Annotated in this window: 15 protein-coding genes; 1 reads left to right on the top strand and 14 read right to left on the bottom strand. The window is 40.5% G+C overall.

Going from position 1 to position 20936, the window contains the following annotated elements:
• Positions 1-66 precede the first annotated feature (66 nt).
• From ABUE30_RS08815 to ABUE30_RS08760, 12 genes are all read right to left on the bottom strand, one after another.
• Positions 67-2142 (bottom strand): ATP-binding protein, encoded by a 2076-nt coding sequence (locus ABUE30_RS08815; RefSeq protein ID WP_408623379.1) that lies wholly within the window; start codon positions 2140-2142, stop codon positions 67-69.
• Positions 2139-3533: an SIR2 family protein gene (locus ABUE30_RS08810; RefSeq protein WP_408623574.1), complete on the bottom strand. Its 1395-nt coding sequence runs from the start codon at positions 3531-3533 to the stop codon at positions 2139-2141. The genes ABUE30_RS08815 and ABUE30_RS08810 overlap by 4 nt, the downstream gene beginning before the upstream one ends.
• Positions 3534-3648: 115 nt before the next feature.
• Positions 3649-5664: an AAA family ATPase gene (locus tag ABUE30_RS08805; protein ID WP_408623378.1), complete on the bottom strand. Its 2016-nt coding sequence runs from the start codon at positions 5662-5664 to the stop codon at positions 3649-3651.
• Positions 5665-5773: 109 nt separating this feature from the next.
• Complete coding sequence (locus ABUE30_RS08800) at positions 5774-6262, bottom strand: GNAT family N-acetyltransferase (protein WP_408623377.1); 489 nt, start codon at positions 6260-6262, stop codon at positions 5774-5776.
• A gap of 651 nt (positions 6263-6913) precedes the next feature.
• On the bottom strand, positions 6914-8503 hold the full coding sequence (locus tag ABUE30_RS08795; RefSeq protein ID WP_408623376.1) for a methyl-accepting chemotaxis protein: 1590 nt from the start codon (positions 8501-8503) through the stop codon (positions 6914-6916).
• 1344 nt (positions 8504-9847) lie between these two features.
• On the bottom strand, positions 9848-11056 hold the full coding sequence (locus tag ABUE30_RS08790) for a tripartite tricarboxylate transporter permease (protein WP_408623375.1): 1209 nt from the start codon (positions 11054-11056) through the stop codon (positions 9848-9850).
• A 186-nt stretch (positions 11057-11242) separates the two neighbouring features.
• Positions 11243-12442, bottom strand: a complete 1200-nt coding sequence (locus ABUE30_RS08785; RefSeq protein WP_408623374.1) for an aldose 1-epimerase family protein — start codon at positions 12440-12442, stop codon at positions 11243-11245.
• A gap of 650 nt (positions 12443-13092) precedes the next feature.
• The gene (locus ABUE30_RS08780; RefSeq protein WP_408623373.1) at positions 13093-14136 is read right to left on the bottom strand and encodes a GMP reductase; all 1044 of its coding nucleotides are present in this window, start codon (positions 14134-14136) and stop codon (positions 13093-13095) included.
• 681 nt (positions 14137-14817) lie between these two features.
• Complete coding sequence (locus tag ABUE30_RS08775; RefSeq protein WP_408623372.1) at positions 14818-15264, bottom strand: NfeD family protein; 447 nt, start codon at positions 15262-15264, stop codon at positions 14818-14820.
• Positions 15257-16222 carry an SPFH domain-containing protein gene (locus ABUE30_RS08770; RefSeq protein WP_408623371.1) on the bottom strand — a complete coding sequence of 322 codons (966 nt, stop codon included), beginning with the start codon at positions 16220-16222 and terminating at the stop codon, positions 15257-15259. Before ABUE30_RS08770 ends, ABUE30_RS08775 begins: the two co-directional genes overlap by 8 nt.
• Positions 16223-16393: 171 nt before the next feature.
• Entirely contained in the window at positions 16394-16960 is a 567-nt protein-coding gene (locus ABUE30_RS08765) for a hypothetical protein (RefSeq protein ID WP_408623370.1), read from the bottom strand.
• Positions 16961-17098: 138 nt separating this feature from the next.
• Positions 17099-18427 carry an aspartate aminotransferase family protein gene (locus tag ABUE30_RS08760; protein WP_408623369.1) on the bottom strand — a complete coding sequence of 443 codons (1329 nt, stop codon included), beginning with the start codon at positions 18425-18427 and terminating at the stop codon, positions 17099-17101.
• A gap of 251 nt (positions 18428-18678) precedes the next feature.
• Between ABUE30_RS08760 and ABUE30_RS08755 the strand changes: the two genes are divergently transcribed.
• A complete protein-coding gene (locus tag ABUE30_RS08755) occupies positions 18679-19440 on the top strand; it encodes an SDR family NAD(P)-dependent oxidoreductase (protein ID WP_408623368.1) in 762 nt (253 codons plus the stop codon).
• A gap of 66 nt (positions 19441-19506) precedes the next feature.
• On the opposite strand, the gene ABUE30_RS08750 is transcribed toward ABUE30_RS08755, so the two are convergent.
• Together ABUE30_RS08750 and ABUE30_RS08745 are read right to left on the bottom strand one after the other, a co-directional pair.
• On the bottom strand, positions 19507-20271 hold the full coding sequence (locus tag ABUE30_RS08750; protein WP_408623367.1) for an amino acid ABC transporter ATP-binding protein: 765 nt from the start codon (positions 20269-20271) through the stop codon (positions 19507-19509).
• Positions 20264-20929 (bottom strand): amino acid ABC transporter permease, encoded by a 666-nt coding sequence (locus ABUE30_RS08745; protein WP_408623366.1) that lies wholly within the window; start codon positions 20927-20929, stop codon positions 20264-20266. The genes ABUE30_RS08750 and ABUE30_RS08745 overlap by 8 nt, the downstream gene beginning before the upstream one ends.
• Between the last annotated feature and the right edge of the window lie 7 nt (positions 20930-20936).

The following is a 20936-nucleotide window of genomic DNA, read 5'->3' as shown; positions in this document are numbered from 1 at the left end:
TTAAAGTGAAGCGCAGCGAAACACACAAAAACAGCTTCACTTTGGGCGTCGGCGTGCAGCGCTTTGTTAGCTCTGCTGCCACTTCTTAACAACTTCATCCCAATCAGAATTTCGCTCAACTGCCTTCCCATCTTCATCTTTTCTTGTCCAAACATCCCAGAAGTCAGGATCGTCTGAATGTGGTTGCTGCTCTTTTGTTAAACTCTTCATTTTAACCAAAACAGGAAGCTCAGATGCCCAGCCCATGAGTATTGCATGTTGAGATGGCAAAGAGGGCAACTCTCGGAGTACTCCACGTAAGTTGTCTGGCACCATTTTATGGACTTGTTCTTGGTCTTTATCGTTACTAATTCTATGTAGTAAAAAAGTATTACATTGGGATAAAACTGTGGGCGATAACTCCGATGGACGTTGCGATGAAATCACCATACCAAGACCAAACTTTCGACCTTCACGTGCGATCTTCTCAAATACTTGGCAACAAACAGCAGCAACATCCTGATTTTCTGAATCATCACGATAACGCTTAATAAACGTATGTGCTTCTTCAGCCACAAGAACTGTCGGTAAGGACTTATTATTTAGTCGTCTATAGCGCTGTAATGATTCAAATATAATCCTTGAAATCACAGCAGTTACAAGGTGGGTAATTTCATTTGGCACTAGAGAAAGATCAATAATTGAAACACAACTATAGTTTTCACCGGTTCCATCCTTACCTATATAATTTTCTAACCACTCAGCTAAATCGACTCTCAGCTCTCCATCATTAGTGATAGGCTTCATTCTTGTATCAGATAGCATTGTACGTATTCGAGCTACCAAATACTCAACATATTGCTCACTTCCATTTTCTTGCGCCAATGCTTCTAAATAGGAAACTAAATTCTCACCTTCAAAGGGAACTGGTATATCTTCGCTTTTGGGAAATAAATCAGCTGCATTTCCTCCGAAAAATTCGAAAGCCAATTTAATAGATTGAATTAATAAATCAATTTCTGGAACACTGGCTTGCATGGTCACATTTTTTTTGGTCTCAGTCTTAGTCCTCTCATCTATATATGACTGCATATTTAATATTGGATTACTTAATTGTGTAGCACCAGTAAGGTCGCGATAATGCTCTAAGCTTGCTTTCCACTTTTTTAGTAGCTCCCAAAATCCAATAGCAGGGCCATATCCACCAAATGGTTTCCCTGAGCTTTTATCATGTTTTAAAGTTACTAATACATTACCTAGAAATCGTTTTATCTCAATATTTGAATCTGTTTCAAGTTTAAAGTCTTCATTTCGCATTGCTCTTAAAGCACGCTTTAGCAATGGTAGTTGTGCTTTAGGACTTGCTTGCGTGAAAGATGCCCATTCAGCACTGTTCCAAAACCAAGAAGGTACTTGTAGTTGGTTTTCACCTTGCCCTGCTTCCACTTTAAATACTCGACCTTTGAATTTAGTCTCTGGCCCTAATGCACGTGTATATTCACCATTTGGATCAAGTACAATAAATCTAGCATTTGGTCTAGTTTCTGACGCCATTGCTGCTTCTAACGACCATTGAATAAGCCCTGCAACTGAACAGGATTTACCACTACCCGTATTGCCAAGTACTGCAATATGTCTACCAAATAATCGATCTGGATCTACTGCGACGTTTGCGTTATTGGCAAGCGGACTTTGTCCAATGATAACTCTACGATTATTGCCAGATTCAACAATAGATCTAAGCTGTAAATCTGTCGGCAACAAGATAGCAGAACCAATTGAAGGAAATGATTCTGAGCCTCGTTGAAACTTGAAAGAATCAACACCCTTTTTTGAGAATCGATTGAGAGTCCCGACTGGGTTTAAACTAATTTTTTTCTGTGGAAAAGGTAGATTAACTAAACCAAAGTCTTGGATATCTCTTTGTTTAGGATAAGGCGAACGCTCAACAGCAAGCCATTCAATTTGCCCAACCAAATAACCATTATCACAAGCGACCAAGACATAACTATTTACTCTTGGGAAATTTCTTGGTGTTCCAGCATTCAAGGCAACAGAATCGGGTGAATCAATATCAAGCACTGCTCTAATTTCATTTGGCGACACGAAATCTACAGTACCAACTCTTAACTGCTCTCCTTGCTCAACAGGTAGCGAACTCATTCTTCACCACCAATTATGCTTTGAATTGCTGCTGGATATAAGCCTCTTGACTTCAAAAGCTCAGCCATACGAATTGACGTTCGATCTATTGCAGCTTTAGGAAGGTAATAATCGACTAGTATTTTTAGGTCTCCGAAATGATCACCAAGTAATAATGATATTTGAGCCTGACGCCCACTATCCTTTATAAAACTCATGATTCTTTCAAGTGGATCTCCATAGGCAATAATCACGATATGCGTCGAGGGTATTGTTAGCATATCCGTAAGAACTCGATTTATATGTTCATCACCGAAACTATAGCCATAGGTTACAAGTGTGCTATTCGGACGGCATGTTGCAGATGCTAAATCTCTAAACAATTCTACATAGGGGTATTCTGATGTTTCACGATCTTTAACTGAATTTGGATAAATCATCAACTGTTGGTAGTTAGCAGTACCAGAACCTTCGACTTGTAAAAATGGCTCGACAGAAGCCGCACCAAAAGGTAGTCCAAACCGCCTTATAGCCCCCTCGTTTGCATACCAGTCTAATGAACCGTGAAGTTTAGTAAAACGAGCTACACCTTCTAAATATCTTGGTTCGCCACGTATACCAGGTGGATTGTAATGATAATCAACCTCTAAGCGTGATGATCTGAAGATTGGCGCAATACTACCGACAAATCGATCGACTAATCTAAGACCTGCTAATTCAGCACCCGTTTCAATTATCCGATCATAATTAGTAGTGAATATATGCAACCTATCACGTGTAGCCGTTCGGCTTGAAAAACTCATCAAGAAATTAACTAAATAATTAAATGTTTCAGTTTTTTGTTCGGGCACTGCATCGCGGATTGATTTTTCGCCATTGCTAACAGATTGAGCAAACAATTTTAAACACCGTGAAAGTTCTTCTCTTAGCTGATTCAACTCTGTCGGAAAATATCTATAAGGTGGGTTTGGTGGTGGAGGTGGAACAATTGGAGCTGGATTTAACGCGACAAGTATTTCTAAACCCTTGATTAGTTCATTAATTGAACGAATCTGGTCTTCAATATTCCCCTTGCTTCTACCTGCCGCTTTTGCTGTTTTGTCTACATAAGCATCTATTTCTAATTTACAAACTTTTAGGTCTTCTATCCAACCCATACCTTGCGGAATTTCCCCTATTGCAGATTGTTGAACAGCAGTACTAAGTCCTGCACCGACAAGCAAATTAAGGTGCTCTGATTGAAAGAGTGCAGTTAGCCAAGGCTCTATTCTTGAGCGTAAAAAATCTGGGGTAATTTCATCTTCAGATTTTGCCCAAACACAGTCGCCAACAACTTTAAAAGCTCCATTATCACCATGCGCGTCCAATTGTACTGGAGATTGGTCATCGCCTAATTTTAGATATTGAGTCAAGTTATATACATCCTTATTAAATGGTGACACCTGAATTAAAGCTAATGCCAACAGCAAGCGCGCCGCTTTTTGGCGTCGCCTTGACTGTTTTTGTTATGTGCTTTCATTGGGAGTATTACTTTAAAGACTTATTAATAGCTTCAATAAGTTTTTCCCACTGAGAAATCTCATTGGCATTAAGATCCTCTAATGTGTGATTTCTCGTCCATCGTATATATGCCTTCGCCAGTTTATATTTAGAAAATCCATCAACCTCTTTTGAGAAAAGCTCTACAATAGGCCTTTCTGCCTGATGCTCCGATTTTTCTAATAAATCAACTCCGTATTCAGACTTAACGATGCTTACCAATGTACTCCTTAACAAATCTTCTATCTCTGCCTTACCAACATCACAATAATCTTTTGTTCTCAGGATATTTTTATTGCCTACGGCATGTACAAGGTTTTCCTGTTGTGCCGCTTGATCACCTGCGCTGTCGGAATCTAACAAGGCGGCCACTTTAAGTTTATGGGCATGTAGGATCGTTGCGTAGTACACAACTTTCCCAGCTGTATTTGCAAATACGAGTGCAATCTTATCGTTTATCGCTATTTTCCCAGACTCTTTTAACAGTCCAGCGGTTGCTTCGATATACCAATAGTCAGTTATCCCCTCTAGAATCAAGTTTCTTTGCTGAGAAAATAAACTACTGGCAAGATCGTAACCAAGCGCCTCTTGAAGAGGCAGCATTCCAGCAGGATCCTCTGAAGATAACGTGGTGTGAACAACTGTCCCCTGCTCTCTACTTTTCATTTCTACAACCCGAACTATATCGAGCTCATCGGGACCAACAAGAAAAGGCGAATGAGTTGAAAACAACGTTTGGTTTCCCTCAGAAAGTCGAGATATAGTTTCTCTAAAGTCCCGCTGTTTCAGAGCATGCAAACTCATTCCCGGCTCATCTAGTAACAAAATCGCATTTTTGTGTTTATCCATAGCTTCGGAGAAAAACACGACAAAAAAAGATACAAGCCATTGAAATCCTTCTGACCTTTGATCAAGTTCTACGTCAACGCCAAGATCATCCTCAACTACCACTTTTAGATATTGCCCATCAGCAGTGACTTTTAGCTTATCTGCTTCAGGCCTCTCTGGATTTGGCATCCATACAGATCTAATCTCTTTAGTTAATCTTACACTTGCCGCATTAAGCTGATATGACCTGGTATCAAGCTTGTCTCGATAAGATTTAAGAGCGGCTGGATCATTAATATTTGGACTTGGTGTTGCTCCTAGAGTGGCTAGTTCTCTGGCGGTGAACCCTAGTAACTTCAACAAACAAAGATTACCATAATCATAATATTTATCATCTAAGAGGTTTCCATCAACCCTTTGCGCTAAATGATCCAAATGGATTGACGGTTTTACATTGAAATAATTATTAAAAAGAATAAATACGGGGATTCTTTTACAGAGGACTGCTAGCACGTCGTCCCTGCTTTTATTAAATTTAATTATTTCAAGTAGATCTGCGTGTCTTTTTTCTTCTTGTTCATTGTTCTCCTCGACAAATTCATAAAAATTGTCGAGCCATTTTTTTAGTAAGTTTGCCATTTCGTCTGAAATGTAACTACCGTCATGCCAACTAGACATAACCCCATTAAGTTTTTTAGAGGGGGAAGTGTCGGGCTCTGAGTCTGATAATTTTGCGTGCTGCTTGTCCATATGCGCAGCCATTCTAGCTAGGCTCTTACGAATATCACCTAATTTTTTCTTATCGGGTGCATTAATTAATGTGTGAGACGCCGAGTTGTTTAACATTCGAGTAAATTGATATTGACACTCATGATACTCAGAGGGAACCAGTGCTTTATCACTTTCCTCTAATTCAAAGCAGCCTGTAACTACTTTGACTTTATCCGGATCTACTTGGCCTGTTGTAATTTCATTATATTTAGACCTTGGATAGTCTCTAAGAGCATCAAACCCCTCAACGTCTTCTGGTTTATTCAACTGTTGAAGCGCTCTAAGTAATACCGTCTTACCGGCCTCATTCGGGCCAACTAGGATTGTTTTTAATCGCTCGATATCAAACTCGCCAGAATCAATAATACTGCGATAATTTGCCACCCTTGCTTTGATAAGTCTCATAGATAATTCCTTATTCTGGCTAACTGGTTCAACGGCTTATTTGGACACATAACGTTTGCAGCAGTTGCGCGGGCTTTTTCGCGTCAACTGCCTGCGTTTGTTAAGGAATTCAGACGCCATAACGAATAAATTCCATTTCCGTATTTTTATATAGTTCAGTTTCGATAACTATTTTTGTACTGGCGATAGCTTTGATAGCTTTTAACCAAAACTCTTTAGCACCGGTGTTGCTTGGAAGCACTCTAGTAATCCACTTTCCTGGGTGCTTCGATACAGATAGTTTGAAAGCCTGTTCTCCAATACCTTTACGTTTGTACTTTCGTAGCACAAAGAATTGTCCCATATCGAAGCACTCATCGTCTTCCGGGTATTTTCTAACCAAGGAAAAACCTGCAATTTCACCATCCACTTTAATCAAATAAGGAAAGTGATTTGGTTTAGTCCAATAATCACTTAAGCCAGTTACTGAATCATGTACCTCAAATGTTCCATCGCCATAAGGTGGCCAACCAGTGTATTCAGACATATCGTATATGTAGTACTGAAAAAGATTTTGTACATACTCAAAACTTTCAGCTGGCACTAATGTAATGCTCATGATTTCCTTAACATTTTTATATTGAGCATGCTCAAATTCTCCCCCTTTTGGGGCAAAGTGAGCAAGCTGTTTTTACCTGACTATCATGCAGTTAAGTCTTGTTTGGCAAAATATGTTAGCGCGATAAATGCGCATGCGCATTTTCTCACTCTATCTTGCGCAATATCCCACTTTCTCGAATGTTTAATATATTGATTTATATCTATTTTAAAAATAAGAATCTGAAAAATATGGGCACTCACGATAACGAACATGCGCAAACAGCTACTCAAAAATAGATAATACTGTGTATTTATACAGTTTTAAGTGAATAAACAACTCGCCCTCTGCACCACGATAATAAGGCTAACGAGGTATAAAAGACTTAACTCAAATTGCTTATTCAGTGGGTTCAGGCCACGCTACCGCCACTGGTACAATCTGTATATTGTACAGTTCGTATTCGCACAGCGTTTACAGCTGCTTCTCATATCATTGCATCGCTGCCGCTCGATGCTAAAATATCAAACCAAAGGACGATTCTTATCATGAACTGATAGATATTCCCCATAGCTGCGAGATTTTAGCAACGGCTCAATTTACATATGGAATCAGTCATACTGTATAATCTATGGGGGAAACAGCTGAGTAGTCCCCCTATTAAGTAATATATTAACTCTCTGTACTGAAAAAGCTTACACTTTCTTTGAGATCTTTGGCCAACATATCGAGCTCACTCACCGTTTGATTACATTCAACAACCGAATTAGCCGTCTCTCTAACCATTTGTGATATTAACTCTACGTGTTGTGCTAACTCATTAGAAGCCTGCTCTTGTTCGTGGGTTGAATGCGAGACTTCGCCAATCATACTCAAAGTATTATTTGATCCGACACTAATTTGGCTAAAGACTTCACTAACCGATTGAGAAATTTTCACATTTTCTTCCACAATGGGTAGGAATGAAGAAATGTCTTCAGCGACACTGTCGGTATCTTTTTGAATAATTAAGATAGTATCAGTAATTTCAGCTGTCGCAGTGGCTGTTCTAGATGCTAAAGTGCGCACTTCATCGGCGACCACAGCAAACCCTCTTCCCTGCTCACCAGCACGGGCAGCTTCAATGGCAGCATTTAAAGCCAACAAGTTAGTTTGTTCAGCAATATCACTAATGACTTTCACAATATTGCCAATTCGACTGGTTTTTTCTTGTAGCGATTTAAAGTTGTTAACTGATGACTCGACTTTACTCGACATTTGACCAATGATCACATTCGACTGACTCACTAAATCGCCTCCTGTCTCACTAATTTGATGAGATTGGCGGGAACTTTCTTCTGTCGACTTAGCGCTAGCAGAGATCTCTTGAATGCAATGAGATAACTCTTGAATCGCAGCAGATGTAGAAATGGAAGCATCCGATGAACTTTTTGATGAATGACTAATTGCCGAAAACTCTGATGTTAAATTCACCGTCGAATCAGACAGCCGCAGCGCTGCTTTCTGAATATTTTCAACCATTTGCTTAAGTGAATATTGCATTTTTCTGATTGCACCCAACAGGCTTTCTTCAGCAATGGTACTATCTATTTCTTCATTTAAGTGCCCAGCAGCAATTCGCTTAGTTAACGCAACGGCATAATCAGGATCGCCACCAAGTTTACGCAATATTGAGCGGCTGATATACAATACTGATACACCAATCACAAGAGTAATCAAGCCTGCAATCAAGGCAAAACGCAACGCAAAATTCCAGTATGTTGCATCCACGTCGTCCATGTAAACGCCTATTCCCATGACCCAATTCCACTGTGGAATTTTAGTCACTGCATTGACTTTCATCACTGACGTGGTAGAGCCGGGTTTAAAATTTTGTTGCACATGAAAAATGAAGTCTTTGTTAGCAAGATCTTTGATATCTCCAGCATAAGAAGATTGAAATTGCCCTATCTTTTCCTTTTTAATATGTACTCGAGCTATGCCATGGTTGTCATTTGACCAAATATACGATGACCCTTGACGAAATTGTGATAGAATTGCAATGGCTTTCTTTTCAGCAGTAGCGTGATCAATCTTCCCTTGATCTTCTTCTTGGATGACACTAACAACCTGCTTTTTAGCAAAAGTCAATACTGTTTGAAGCTCATGTTTGCGGCCATCAATCAGGCTATTTCTTAATGAGTGTAAACCGTAAAAACCCAGTGATGTCAGTCCCAATATTACAATAACAACTAGTAATATCAGTTGTTTCGATAATTTCATTTAACTAATCCCTAAACCAATTCGTTGTCTCTGTATACATATCGCCCGATGTTCAAAACCCTATAACAAAAGGCTATAATTTTTTCGTTAATATTCGTAATGTGTGAAGAACCGCATAAACTTATGCAAAATTTTCACTTTTCAATATCGAATGAATCATTTATTTAACAGATAAATTTATTTTTTTTAATTCTTTAACACAATGAAAAGAATAATGTTATCAATTAATTGATATGGTTTCTATCGAATAGCTCATGCTTTAAAACATCTGATAGAATAATTCAAAGTAAAATCGGTTAGTAACACACGTTTTACTCTGCTCATTTACGCCAGAATCACGGTTAATTTTTGTTCTGGCTCTTGCGCATCACATTCCAAGATCCGTTTTAACCTTTTTACGATACCTTGAGTTTCCCGCACGCTTTTCAGTTATCCACATCTAAACTAGGAGCTTGTGCGTACCTTTCTTAAATAAATGAAATAAATTGGCAAAAAATTCACTAGCATTCACCTTCTAAAAGACATTGACAAATGATCAACACTCTTACGCTTCAAAGCTCCTAACGCGATTAAACTTACTTGCTAACGACTTGATTTAAAGAACACAACACGTGAATAGCCTGTTGAATTGGTGAGTTAAGCGGCCTCAGACGAGGTGTCTAAATTAGAGAGAATACCCTATTCATCTACGATGCAAACACTCATCGTCTGCAATTTTGATGTTTTCATCTTCCCTATTTGCCATATTTCTGTCAAAGCGACTTATTGAGCCCATTCAAGCGCAAGGCAGCAAGATACTCAGAAAAATGGAATTCAATGATAGATAAGAATATTTTATAGATGTCTATAAGGGTATGAAAGTGCTCGAAAGACACTTACCAATCACACCGTTGGTGAGGGTGCCCAGCATGGACATCTTTAGATGCAAGCCAAGGCAGTGACAAGTGCCTATTCATTTACCTGACAGTATTCCGATATTCACAATGCATTCAATTATGCTGGTGCATATACTTAATGGATTCTTGCATTAAAAAATGAAACACAAACATTTATAGTAGGAATGGCATTAAATAACATCAATGATATAGTTGGCGAGTCCAATTAAAAATAAAGTATGCAACGATTATCTGAAATTACTACCATTTTTATAGTAATACTGTTCTTTCCTCTCGAACTAATGTGAGTTCAGTAACCAACCATTAAATTTCAAAATAATGATGGTTATCACCCAGTAAATGAAAGATCCTAGACATAAACTAGGACCTTCGTTTCACTTAGCAATGATGGGGTGTCCAAACCCGTTATTCTCTAATCTTCGCTGTTTTTTACTTTTCATTAAAAATATTAATGTGGCAATTTTATATCTTTATTACTTGTAAAGGACCGTATAATTGTCCGTATTTGTAACAATACAACGATGGCAAAAAAGGATGCTAGCACCATAGAGACTGGTCGAACAAAAAATGCTAATGCATGGCCATTGGCCATAATCAATGACGACAGCAGATTTTTTTCCAACATTGGCCCTAAAATCATCCCCAAAATAATTGGAGATATCGGATAGTTACCCCGCTGCAGTAAGTATCCGATTACCCCCATTCCCAACATGACTACGATCGATGATAATGAGTTATTAATAGCAAACGACCCTACCGCACTGAATAATATAATTATTGGATACAATATAGCTTTATCAATGAAAATGACCCGCTTGATAAAGTTGACCACCAACGTTGCTAAAGGAAGCAACATCAAGTTGGCAATAAAGAACAAAATAAATACCGCATACAATTTGTCTGGGTGAAAGAGGAATAAAGTCGGCCCAGGGTTCATATCTTTCATATACAACACACCAATAATAATGGCTGATGCTGAATCGCCTGGAATACCAAACACGAGTGATGGAATCCAACTACCCGCTAAACTGGCATTGTTACTCGACGATGAATCGATAATAGCCTCTTCGGATCCTTTACCATAACCTTCAGGATGTTTTGAAAACTTCTGTGATATTGCATAAGCAATCCAAGCCGCAATATCAGCACCTGCACCCGGTAAAGCACCAATTAATGTCCCCAAAATACTACTGCGGCAAATATTAAATTTGTAACGCCACAATGTGCGTGACAGACCCTTAAACAAGTTGAAATTGGATTGAGTAGGTATGACATCTTGTTTTTGCGATGTGACTTTCCCTGCGTAATATTCAATCGCGCCCGATATTGCAAATAGCCCGATCATGGCAGGAATAAAGTTAATTCCCTGCAACATACTGACTTGGCCAAAAGTAAATCGTGGCACGCCACTGAACTGATCATAGCCGACACATGACATCAGTAAACCTAAACACAAAGTCACCATGCCTTTTAGCGGTTGGTTACCGAACACCAAAGTAGCACAAGTCAACCCGAGTAACGACAACCACATATATTCATAAGAACTAAAATTCAAGGCAAACCTAGCTAACATTGGCGCGGCTAACATTAGGATCAGAGCACCAATCAGACCACCTATCTCTTTGGCCACACAAAAATGCTCAGCAAGAAACGCCATAAGAAACTTGGCCTAAGACTAGAAAAATATGGATGGATGAATCAATAAATTAAACACCTATCCTAAAAAATAAATAATAGGAAAAAATGTTTTAAACAACACTACCAACCATACCACATTAATCACATGGTGATCATGTTGGCAGTTGATCACCATGTTTTTATTAGTTAATGACTTATCGAGTGGTTACCCCCCTACAACTAAGGGATCTTCCCGATAGTCAATTGGGTGATCACCTTGAATCGATTTCACTTGATCTAGCTGTTTTTCTACGGCTTTATGATTGTCTAAGATCTGATAAGTCACATCAAAATGCTTCGTCTCACCAGGATTAATCGTGGGAACTAATCCTAATTTACGTTGAAATTTTCGATTGAAAGAGAAACTAGTGCCCGGTTCTAACCCCGTTACATAGCCTTGTTTTAAGGTATCGGTATTTTTCCACAAACCAAATACAGGTAGTTGATGAACGTTATAGTGGATCGCAACCCCTAAAGTTGCTTTAGCATTATGTAATACCGCTAAAGTTTTACCTTGGCTATCTGCATATGGATAGATGTTATAGACAGTTTCATCATAGTCTTTAGTTGGCCCTAAATATGTGTCCCAGTTTTTTAGACCTTTTTTGGCGTACTCATTAAATGGTGAAATTTGTTTAACAGGAACCGCAACTTTCGAACCTTTTTCAAGCAATGGTTGAGCAAAATTACTATGATAGATAATTTGATATTCGTGCGGATAATCGCCTTGGTTAGTTAACTTATCATGAATAGAAAATGATTTTTGACCTGGAATAATGGTCATCTCAGTCCAAGTTTTAAAATTAACTTGTTTAAATAACTGCTCTAATAATTCACCACGAATATGGATAGCATACGGCGCTTTTTCATCTACTGAAACAAGAACTTCAGTGGCTGGGGTATTTCCCGCTCTACCATGTAGACTAAGTAACTCGCCTTTATCAACACCAGGATGGCCTGTCCATTCATATCCACAGCGCACCATCATTTCATTAAATCCTTCAAGCCAGCCTAATCCATTTCGGCTTTGTAAGTTGATGAATTTAGGATTAACAATCTGCTTGACAGGTGAATTCCACCCCAAAGTTACTTGGGATGTTTTGACTTTATAGATATCCATACCACGTGTAGGGATAAGAGTTATTCTCATGACACCATTATCGATGGTCAGTAATTTTGTACCATCCTGTTTACCACCATGCAAAACCACCTGTTTTATTTTAAATGGTGTTTTGATATGTAAATCGGCATTTGTGAGCAGCCATTGACCTTTATTTGTAATGTTATAACTTTTAGCATTCACACCTACCGATGTACACAGCAACCCAACTGCCGCAGCAAGTACCGTTAATTGAATTTTTCTCATGAAATTCTCCCTATTTATTATCTATTTTTTTGCTGAAACGATTCAGCAAAAAGGTTAAAAAATATCCTTGATTACTCTCAATAAACATCGTTACAAAAAATAATATACGAATGAATTAACAACTACCTGATTAAACTAGTTGATGAACGGGGTAAAGAATGTGATCACTGCCTATAATTATAAATTTATTATTAATAGTGATATTTTAAAGAGATGTCACTCACGTTTTCTGACAAGGTATAACTCAATTTATTTACATAAAAATAAATTTTATGCTTCTAGGACATCAAGGAATTTAACATATTTATCTGGATAAAATATCTTTTCTGCACTACCGTTTACAGTATTTCACGGGTAGACAGCCTTCCACTTAATCAAAATGTGTGGACATTTTGGCTGAGTTATTTGAAATGAGATGATGAATCTGTATTGATTTAATTTTTAGGTTAGACGCTTATAAAGCTTCAGATTACATAAAATTAATTAAATCAATAAGATAAAAAATAAGTTCTAATTCTAACCTTTTATGATTGCCTCTTTCACCTATGTCGTACACTGACAAAAATTAGGATAGGCAAAGAGGCAATATCAACTTAATGCTACAAATCTATGTACAGACGGATTTACATATTCCGTCGCCACCTAATGGATTATTCTTTACCATAGGTGTTGTTTTCTTGCTCGAGTACCCGCACAAATGTGGTTCGTTTACTCAGCTCTTTGAGTTTACTAGCACCAACATACGTGCAAGCCGAACGCACGCCACCTAAAATATCTTGAACGGTATTCTCGACACTTCCTCGCAGCGGCAGTTCGACGGTTTTTCCTTCTGCTGCGCGATATTCAGCAACACCACCAGCGTGTTTATCCATGGCTCTCTGAGAACTCATGCCATAAAAGCGCATATATTGTTGTCCATCACGTTCAATAATGTCTCCCCCGCATTCATTATGGGCCGCAAGCATCCCTCCAAGCATTACAAAATCGGCACCACCGCCAAATGCTTTCGCAACATCGCCTGGGCAGGTACACCCACCATCGGCAATAATATGCCCGCTTAAACCATGGGCCGCATCAGCACATTCAATAATCGCTGAAAGTTGCGGATACCCCACCCCAGTTTTTACCCGCGTGGTACATACGCTTCCTGGGCCGATCCCCACTTTAATAATATCTGCGCCACTGATAATCAGTTCCTCGACCATTTCGCCAGTTACTACATTGCCAGCAACAATAACTTTATTGGGAAATTCTTCTCGAACTTTGGCAACATAATCAACAAAATGCTCAGCATAGCCATTAGCAACATCAATACAAATAAAATTTAATTGGTCGCTAAGTTGCATAATTTGCCGCGTTTTAACAAAATCTTGCTCACCGGTCCCAGTGCTAACCATTAAAAATCGGTGTTGGTCTTTCGGTAATTGATTTAAAAACTGCTGCCATTGTTTGATATCGTAATGCTTATGCACTGCGGTCATCATCTGATGAGTCGCCAGCACCTTGGCAAGACTGAATGTTCCAACCGTATCCATATTAGCGGCTACAATTGGCACGCCAGACCATTGACATTGTGAATGCTTAAACGTATAATTTCTAATAACTTCAACCTGAGATCGACTCTTTAATGTTGAACGTTTTGGTCGAATCAATACGTCTTTGAATCCCAATTTCAAGTCTGATTCTATTCGCATATATTACCTCTTAGCTATTTTGAACACACAAACCTTGCAATCCTATCGCATTTATTTCTAATCGGATAGTCATTTGTCGCAAGTTTGTAGATCAGGATATGTATCCTATGATATTTGATACGCTTCGCTGATATTAACCACGGCTACAATATATATTTGTATCAGTACATACACCTTTGTTGATCAGTGATTAATAGTTCCTGTTTAATTACTAATTTTTTAACCTTTGCTATTCATGTCTATTGAATTAAGCAAGCCCGCTTGAATGAACTGACTCTAAGCAAAACTCACTATTACGATTCATAATTCGCATTTCCTACTATTAGTCAACTGAAGGCAAACACTGTCACCAGGCAGCACCGATGCATCGTATGATACACGACTATCGATTAAAATGAGCCGATATGGAACATTCGATTAATTAAGAATTCCAATAGTGCCATTATTAGTAACTTTAACTTTATTAAGTAGATATAATCAGGCTAACGCTTTTGAACGCATTGGCACACTGAATTCTGATGGATGTCATCCATATTTGATAAAATCAAAGTCACAAGAATTAAATATATAAATGAATCAGAAAGAAATAAGAATAACTAAACGCAGATAAATTATCATCATGCCTTAATGACGTTACTCTATTACCAGAGCAACATCATCGCTATATTGTTAGCAAAGGAACTACAGTGGTTCAATCTCCACTTTGTTGTCGATCACTTGCTTAACCCGCACCGAACTTCCATTGACCAGTTGAGGAAACTCAACCATCACCTGCGGATTGGCGACAGACCAATAGGTTCCATGGCACAAGACACTCACCATGGATGTTCCATGGTCATCACGGATCACAAGCTGGCCCACTCCACCATCAAAGGTATAAAGCGTTACCTTTTCAGCATTATCAGATTGCGTACAATAGCGCCGGCCGATAAAAAGGGTGATGCAACCAACCAACGCCGCAATGAGTAACTGAACACCCCAATTCAGCGATGGAATAAAGTAGGTCACTATACCTGCGACTACAAACCCTATTCCAAACCACAAAAAAACAAAAGCTGTAATGAGAACTTCAGAGATCATCAGTAATACACCGATAACCACTAGTAACCACCACCCGAGGCTAGTCATTTTTTAACTCAGTCGACACAGGACTTTTTAAAATATTAGAAAGAACCGACAAACTACCAATAAGCTCACTCGCTTCATATGGCACCACAATTTTATTACTCGAATCACTGGCCGCAATACCATTCCATGCCTTAATACGCTCTTGTGCCAAGATGTATTCACCAGCAAACTTATTCTCTTTTAGCGCCTGAGCAATCAATTCAATCCCCTGTCGTTGTCCTTCAGCGGAAAGGATTCGCTGCTGACTTTCAGCTTCAGCTAACAAAATCTGAGTTTTTTTATCTGCTTCGGCCATTCGTTCTTTTGCCTCAGCCTCAAGGTATGCACGTTGGCGTGCGCCTTCTGCTTCTGCAATCACGCGATTTTTATTGGCCGCTGCTTGCGTTTCAATCGCTCGCCGTTCACGAGATGCTCGTAGTTGCAGCTCCATCGCCGATTGCACATCGTCGGGTACCGAAATATCACTGATTTCAACACGGGTCACCTTCGCGCCCCACCCCGCAGATGCAGCATCTAAGGCAATCTGCAATGCTTGATTCATCTCTTCGCGACTAGAAAGAGTTTCATCAAGCTCCATTTTACCAATTTCAGAACGCAAGGTTGTTTGTGCAAGTTGGGCTATCGCATCACGTATATCGGTGATCTCGTAGGCTGCCTTTTCTCCGTCACTCACGCGAAGATAAACCAGCCCATCAATAGTAATACTCACGTTATCTCTAGTGATCACGCTCTGTGGTCGCAGATTAATTAATTGCTCTTGGGTAGTAAAGGTCACCCGGACGCGATCAACAAAAGGGACAATAAAGTGAAGTCCGCCGTGTAAAACCATATGGAAACGGCCTAGTCGCTCAATCACACACAATTGCGCTTGAGGAACAATTCGCACCGCTTTAGCAGCGGTAACGACCACCAGCAGAGCAATGACGATGGTAATAATCGAGGTGCTATCGATAAACATGACGTTAGACTCTTATGTTAAGAAAAATATCAATAATATTATTGATATTAAAAGCTATTTCGCATCACTGCAATCAATTTTAACACCTCTCAATTAAAGACAGTGCTTATCGTGATCCGTTGATACTTGCTCGGGTCCAGCTTAACACTAAGCATGCGCTTAGCGTATCAGTTAATCCTCAAAAATCGGCTCACCAGATGGGCCCTTTTTGGGTGATAGAAAAAAGCTCGTATATGGCAATAAATTTTTCAGCAAAATAAATGCTAAAACCATTGAGCTCAACACACCAAATAGATTGATCACATTCATACTGAGCATGTAGCCATTGGCCCCTTGAGTAAACCCTTGCATGATGTGAGATAAAGCAGTGAAGCCAAGAACCACTGTTAACGTATAACCCACACCACGAAACTGGCCGATGACCCAAATTAAAATGATATTCAGTACGGGGGCAAGTAAAATCAATAGCGCGCCATCAGCGATCGCCGCTTTACGCACGATAAGAAGCACGCTAAGTGCTTTGATTAGAGCAAGCAGCGCTACCACCATCATCAGTAATTGATTTAATCGCTTAAATTGAGCTCGCCGATGCGGCGTGGGTACTTGCGCTAGGACCCGCGCAACACGTTTGGCTTCAGAAAGCTTTGCATACGGAGCATAAATATCCGCTTTTCGTTCGCCTGCGATGACACGCTGTTCAATGAGTTTAAATAGATTTTTCCGCGTTGGTGTGGCCATTGTCTTCCATTTGTGACTGTCTTAAACGTTGGATCATTACGTTTATCCACAAAAGATGCAAGCCGTTACACTCCCCGCTCTTAAAGAGCGGTGAGTGTAACGGACCACTTTAACGCGACAACTTAGCACTTTAACCGATTAAAGAGCATGTTTGGTGAGTACCGCATCCAGAATACTCAAACCAGCCTCGACCTCATCTGGGGTAATGACACAAGGTGGCACAATGTGAATACGGTTTCCAGCTATAAATGGCAATAGGCCAGCACTGAGTAAATCCGCTTTGATCGCCGCCATCTGATCATCGGCCAACGGAGTACGCAGGTTCTTATCACTGACCAGTTCAATAGCCCAGAAAACACCACAGCCACGAACATCCCCAATCATCTCATGACGAGTGGCTAATTGGTGAAGCTGCGGCGCTAGAATTTCGCGACCGATCATAGCTGCATGTTCAACAACCTTTTCTTCATCCATCGCATCGAGCGTTGCCACAATCGCCGCCATGGCTAAGGGATGCCCCGAATAGGTCAACCCACCAGGGAAATAATGATCATTAAAGTATGCAGCGATAGCTTCGCTAATCAATACACCGCCTGCCGGGACATAACCAGAGTTCACACCTTTAGCAAAAGTCACTAAATCAGGCACAATGCCAAATTGTTCAAACGCGAACCAGCTCCCTGTACGACCAAACCCTGCCATCACTTCATCTAAAATCAGCACAATGCCAAATTCATCACATAACTGTCGAACCCCTTGCAGATAACCCTCTGGTGGCACCAAAATACCAGCCGTTCCAGGAATGGTTTCTAACAAAATAGCCGCAATCGACTGAGGCCCTTCAGCACTGATCAGATGACGTAAATGGGTTAGCGCACGCTGACACTCTTGCGACTCATCGTCTGCAAAAAATTCACTGCGATACAGATACGGTTGAAAAAAATGGGCATGCCCCTGCGCGTATTCGTTAGGAATTCGGCGCGGATCGCCCGTGGCAACAATTGCGCTGCCCGTATTGCCATGGTATGAGCGGTAACCTGAAAGAATTTTTGTTCGCCCGGTAAAAAGACGCGCTAAGCGCATCGCATTCTCATTAGCGTCAGCACCCGCATTCGTGAAAAATACTTTTTTGAACACATCTGGCGCATGCGCCAATATACGCTGAGCTGCTTCACCACGGGCTAAATTAGCTGTAGATGGGGCAATCATTGCCAGCTTATCCACTTGCTGATGAATAGCGGCAACCACTTTGGGATGCTGATAACCAATGTTGATATTCACCAGTTGACTGGAAAAATCGAGATATTCTTTGCCTTGATAATCCCAAAGCTTACATCCCTTGGCACCTTCAATTACAAGTGGGTTGAGCTGCCCCTGAACCGACCATGAATGAAATACATGATCACGATCCATTTGGTAGACTTCGTCATTTGTCACTATTCTCTCCTTGTTCCCCTGATGATTCATCTCGATGACATATAACGATGTAGGTGAACTTCATCATCGAATGCATTGCCCTATCGCGGCAGATGATCCCAGAGTAGAAACAAATTAATGATGCTAATAGAGCCAGTCATTAGAGCGCGATGAGTCAGATAACGTGTCCTATACGCCAGTATTATCTGGCCCTACCGCCGTAGAACTTGATTACATAGAGTTTCTCGATTATCCACAGCATATTTTTCAAATTTCAAGTCTTACTTAATAGGAGTCGCAACATGACAAATGTGGTATTGATCACAGGGGCAACATCAGGGTTCGGACAAGCGGCGGCCTATCGATTTGCCAAAGCTGGTTGGTCTGTCATTATTACCGGACGGCGCTTAGAACGGCTACAAAAGCTTGCTCAAGAGCTCGGTGAGTTCGGACCTGTGCATTACGTTCAATTGGATGTGCGCGATGCGACAGCCGTCGCAAAGGCCATTGAATCGCTTCCTGAAGCATTTCAACCGATCCACTCGCTCATCAATAACGCAGGGCTGGCATTAAGCCCACTTTCTGCTCAAGATGTCGCCCTTGAGGACTGGCACACTATGATTGATACCAATGTGACCGGTTTAGTCAATGTGACCCATTACGTATTACCGCAATTACTGAAAGCGGATAAAGGGGCATCAATTATTAATGTTGGCTCAATCGCGGGCCAGTGGCCCTACCCAGGTAGCCATGTCTATGGTGCATCTAAAGCTTTTGTGAAGCAGTTTAGTTATAACTTGCGATGTGATTTGTTAGGGACAGGAATTCGTGTCACCGATCTTGCGCCAGGCATCGCTGAAACGGAATTCACGTTGGTGCGCACCAAAGGCGATCAAGCCGCTTCTGACAAGTTGTACCAAGGCACAACGGCACTTAGCGCGGATGATATTGCCGAGCAGATGTTTTATATTGCAACACTCCCCGCACATATTTGTATCAACCGGGTCGAGGTGATGCCGACTCGCCAAGCCTGGTCAGCATTCGCTATTGATCGAGATGCTTAAATCCTGTAAGCGCAATAAATCGTAAAAATAGTGCCTATTGAAACCCAATAGGCACTATTTTATTGCTTAACTGCCCAATGTTTTCAAAAATTGTTGCACACGTTCCGATTTGGGATGATTAAAGAACGACTCAGGATCTGATTGTTCAATCAACTTGCCTTGCTCTAGAAACACCACTTTATCTGACACCATCCTCGCAAATTCCATTTCATGGGTCACCACAACCATCGTGTAGCCTTCTAGGGAAAGTTGCTTCATCACCGCTAAAACTTCACCGACTCGTTCTGGATCGAGGGCCGACGTTGGCTCATCAAAAAGTAATACTTCTGGACTCATCGCTAAGGAGCGAGCGATGGCCACACGCTGCTTTTGCCCACCAGATAAAGTGATCGGGTAGTTATCTTTTTTATCCAACATGCCCACTTTTTCGAGCTGACGCAAAGCGAGCTGATGAGCGTCAGATTTAGCCATTTTTTTTACGTATACGAGTGACACAATTACATTTTGTAGCACATTCAAGTGCGGCCATAAGTTAAAGCTTTGAAACACCATGCCAACTCGTTCACGGATCCTCGACAATTGCTTATTGGTCATGGGATGTTGCGTGTGCTCATCTACCCCAATACGTTCATGACCTAAGAAAATTTTTCCTCGCTCAGGTTGTTCTAGCCAGTTCATGCAGCGCAACAAGGTTGATTTGCCTGATCCAGAAGAACCTAAAATGCTGACGACCTCACCTTTTTCAACCGTTAAATTGATATCTCGTAATACTTCAACACCATCAAACTGCTTGGATAATTTGACAACTCTAATTGCGGCATCATCAGACATGCATAAATCCTCTTTTTCGGCTAAACAACTGCATTTTGCGGATCCCAAATTCCAATCCCAACCCAACGATCCAATACAATGCAATCGCCACGACAAACGCTTTCATCGGAATAAAGTAGGTTGCCTGCACACTGTTAGCAGCGGCTGTGATCTCTTGCACCGTAATGATGCATAAAAAGGCGGTGTCTTTAAGACAGATAATCAGCTGATTACCCAATAATGGCAGAGAACTCATCGTGACGTATGGCAATACAATATGAATAAAAACTTGATGCCGGCGAAAACCATGGGCGACGGCCGCTTCAATCAGCCCCTTGGGCATGACAATGCGTTGTCCCCGAAAAATTTCGAAAAAATAGGCTCCATGGTAGATCCATAAGGCCAATAATCCGGCCGTTCCTGCCTCAAAGCGGATCCCTACTTGAGGGAGACCGTAGTACATCAAATAAGCTAAAATCAAAAATGGCAATGTGCGCATAACACTCACAAAACTCATCAATAAACGATTGGTTAAGTGTTTTCCGCCCTCATGAATATACAAAAACACGCACCCTAATAAAAAAGCTAATATTGAGGAGGTAACAAACAAATAAACCGTGGTAAAAAAACCATCGATGTAGATGTCTCTCGCGCCCCAAATGGCTGACCACTGCTGCATAGTCTAT

Source organism: Celerinatantimonas yamalensis (assembly GCF_046054155.1).
GTDB lineage: Bacteria > Pseudomonadota > Gammaproteobacteria > Enterobacterales > Celerinatantimonadaceae > Celerinatantimonas > Celerinatantimonas yamalensis.
This window is presented reverse-complemented; position numbering and strand designations above follow the sequence as displayed.

Excerpts from the sequence above, each read along its gene's own strand:
- ABUE30_RS08755 (WP_408623368.1), top strand. The coding sequence starts at position 18,679 with ATGACAAATGTGGTATTGATCACAGGGGCAACATCAGGGTTCGGACAA.
- ABUE30_RS08770 (WP_408623371.1), bottom strand. The coding sequence starts at position 16,222 with ATGTTTATCGATAGCACCTCGATTATTACCATCGTCATTGCTCTGCTG.
- ABUE30_RS08750 (WP_408623367.1), bottom strand. The coding sequence starts at position 20,271 with ATGTCTGATGATGCCGCAATTAGAGTTGTCAAATTATCCAAGCAGTTT.
- ABUE30_RS08815 (WP_408623379.1), bottom strand. The coding sequence starts at position 2,142 with ATGAGTTCGCTACCTGTTGAGCAAGGAGAGCAGTTAAGAGTTGGTACT.
- ABUE30_RS08790 (WP_408623375.1), bottom strand. The coding sequence starts at position 11,056 with ATGGCGTTTCTTGCTGAGCATTTTTGTGTGGCCAAAGAGATAGGTGGT.
- ABUE30_RS08785 (WP_408623374.1), bottom strand. The coding sequence starts at position 12,442 with ATGAGAAAAATTCAATTAACGGTACTTGCTGCGGCAGTTGGGTTGCTG.
- ABUE30_RS08775 (WP_408623372.1), bottom strand. The coding sequence starts at position 15,264 with ATGACTAGCCTCGGGTGGTGGTTACTAGTGGTTATCGGTGTATTACTG.
- ABUE30_RS08760 (WP_408623369.1), bottom strand. The coding sequence starts at position 18,427 with ATGAATCATCAGGGGAACAAGGAGAGAATAGTGACAAATGACGAAGTC.
- ABUE30_RS08780 (WP_408623373.1), bottom strand. The coding sequence starts at position 14,136 with ATGCGAATAGAATCAGACTTGAAATTGGGATTCAAAGACGTATTGATT.
- ABUE30_RS08800 (WP_408623377.1), bottom strand. The coding sequence starts at position 6,262 with ATGAGCATTACATTAGTGCCAGCTGAAAGTTTTGAGTATGTACAAAAT.
- ABUE30_RS08765 (WP_408623370.1), bottom strand. The coding sequence starts at position 16,960 with ATGGCCACACCAACGCGGAAAAATCTATTTAAACTCATTGAACAGCGT.
- ABUE30_RS08795 (WP_408623376.1), bottom strand. The coding sequence starts at position 8,503 with ATGAAATTATCGAAACAACTGATATTACTAGTTGTTATTGTAATATTG.
- ABUE30_RS08805 (WP_408623378.1), bottom strand. The coding sequence starts at position 5,664 with ATGAGACTTATCAAAGCAAGGGTGGCAAATTATCGCAGTATTATTGAT.
- ABUE30_RS08745 (WP_408623366.1), bottom strand. The coding sequence starts at position 20,929 with ATGCAGCAGTGGTCAGCCATTTGGGGCGCGAGAGACATCTACATCGAT.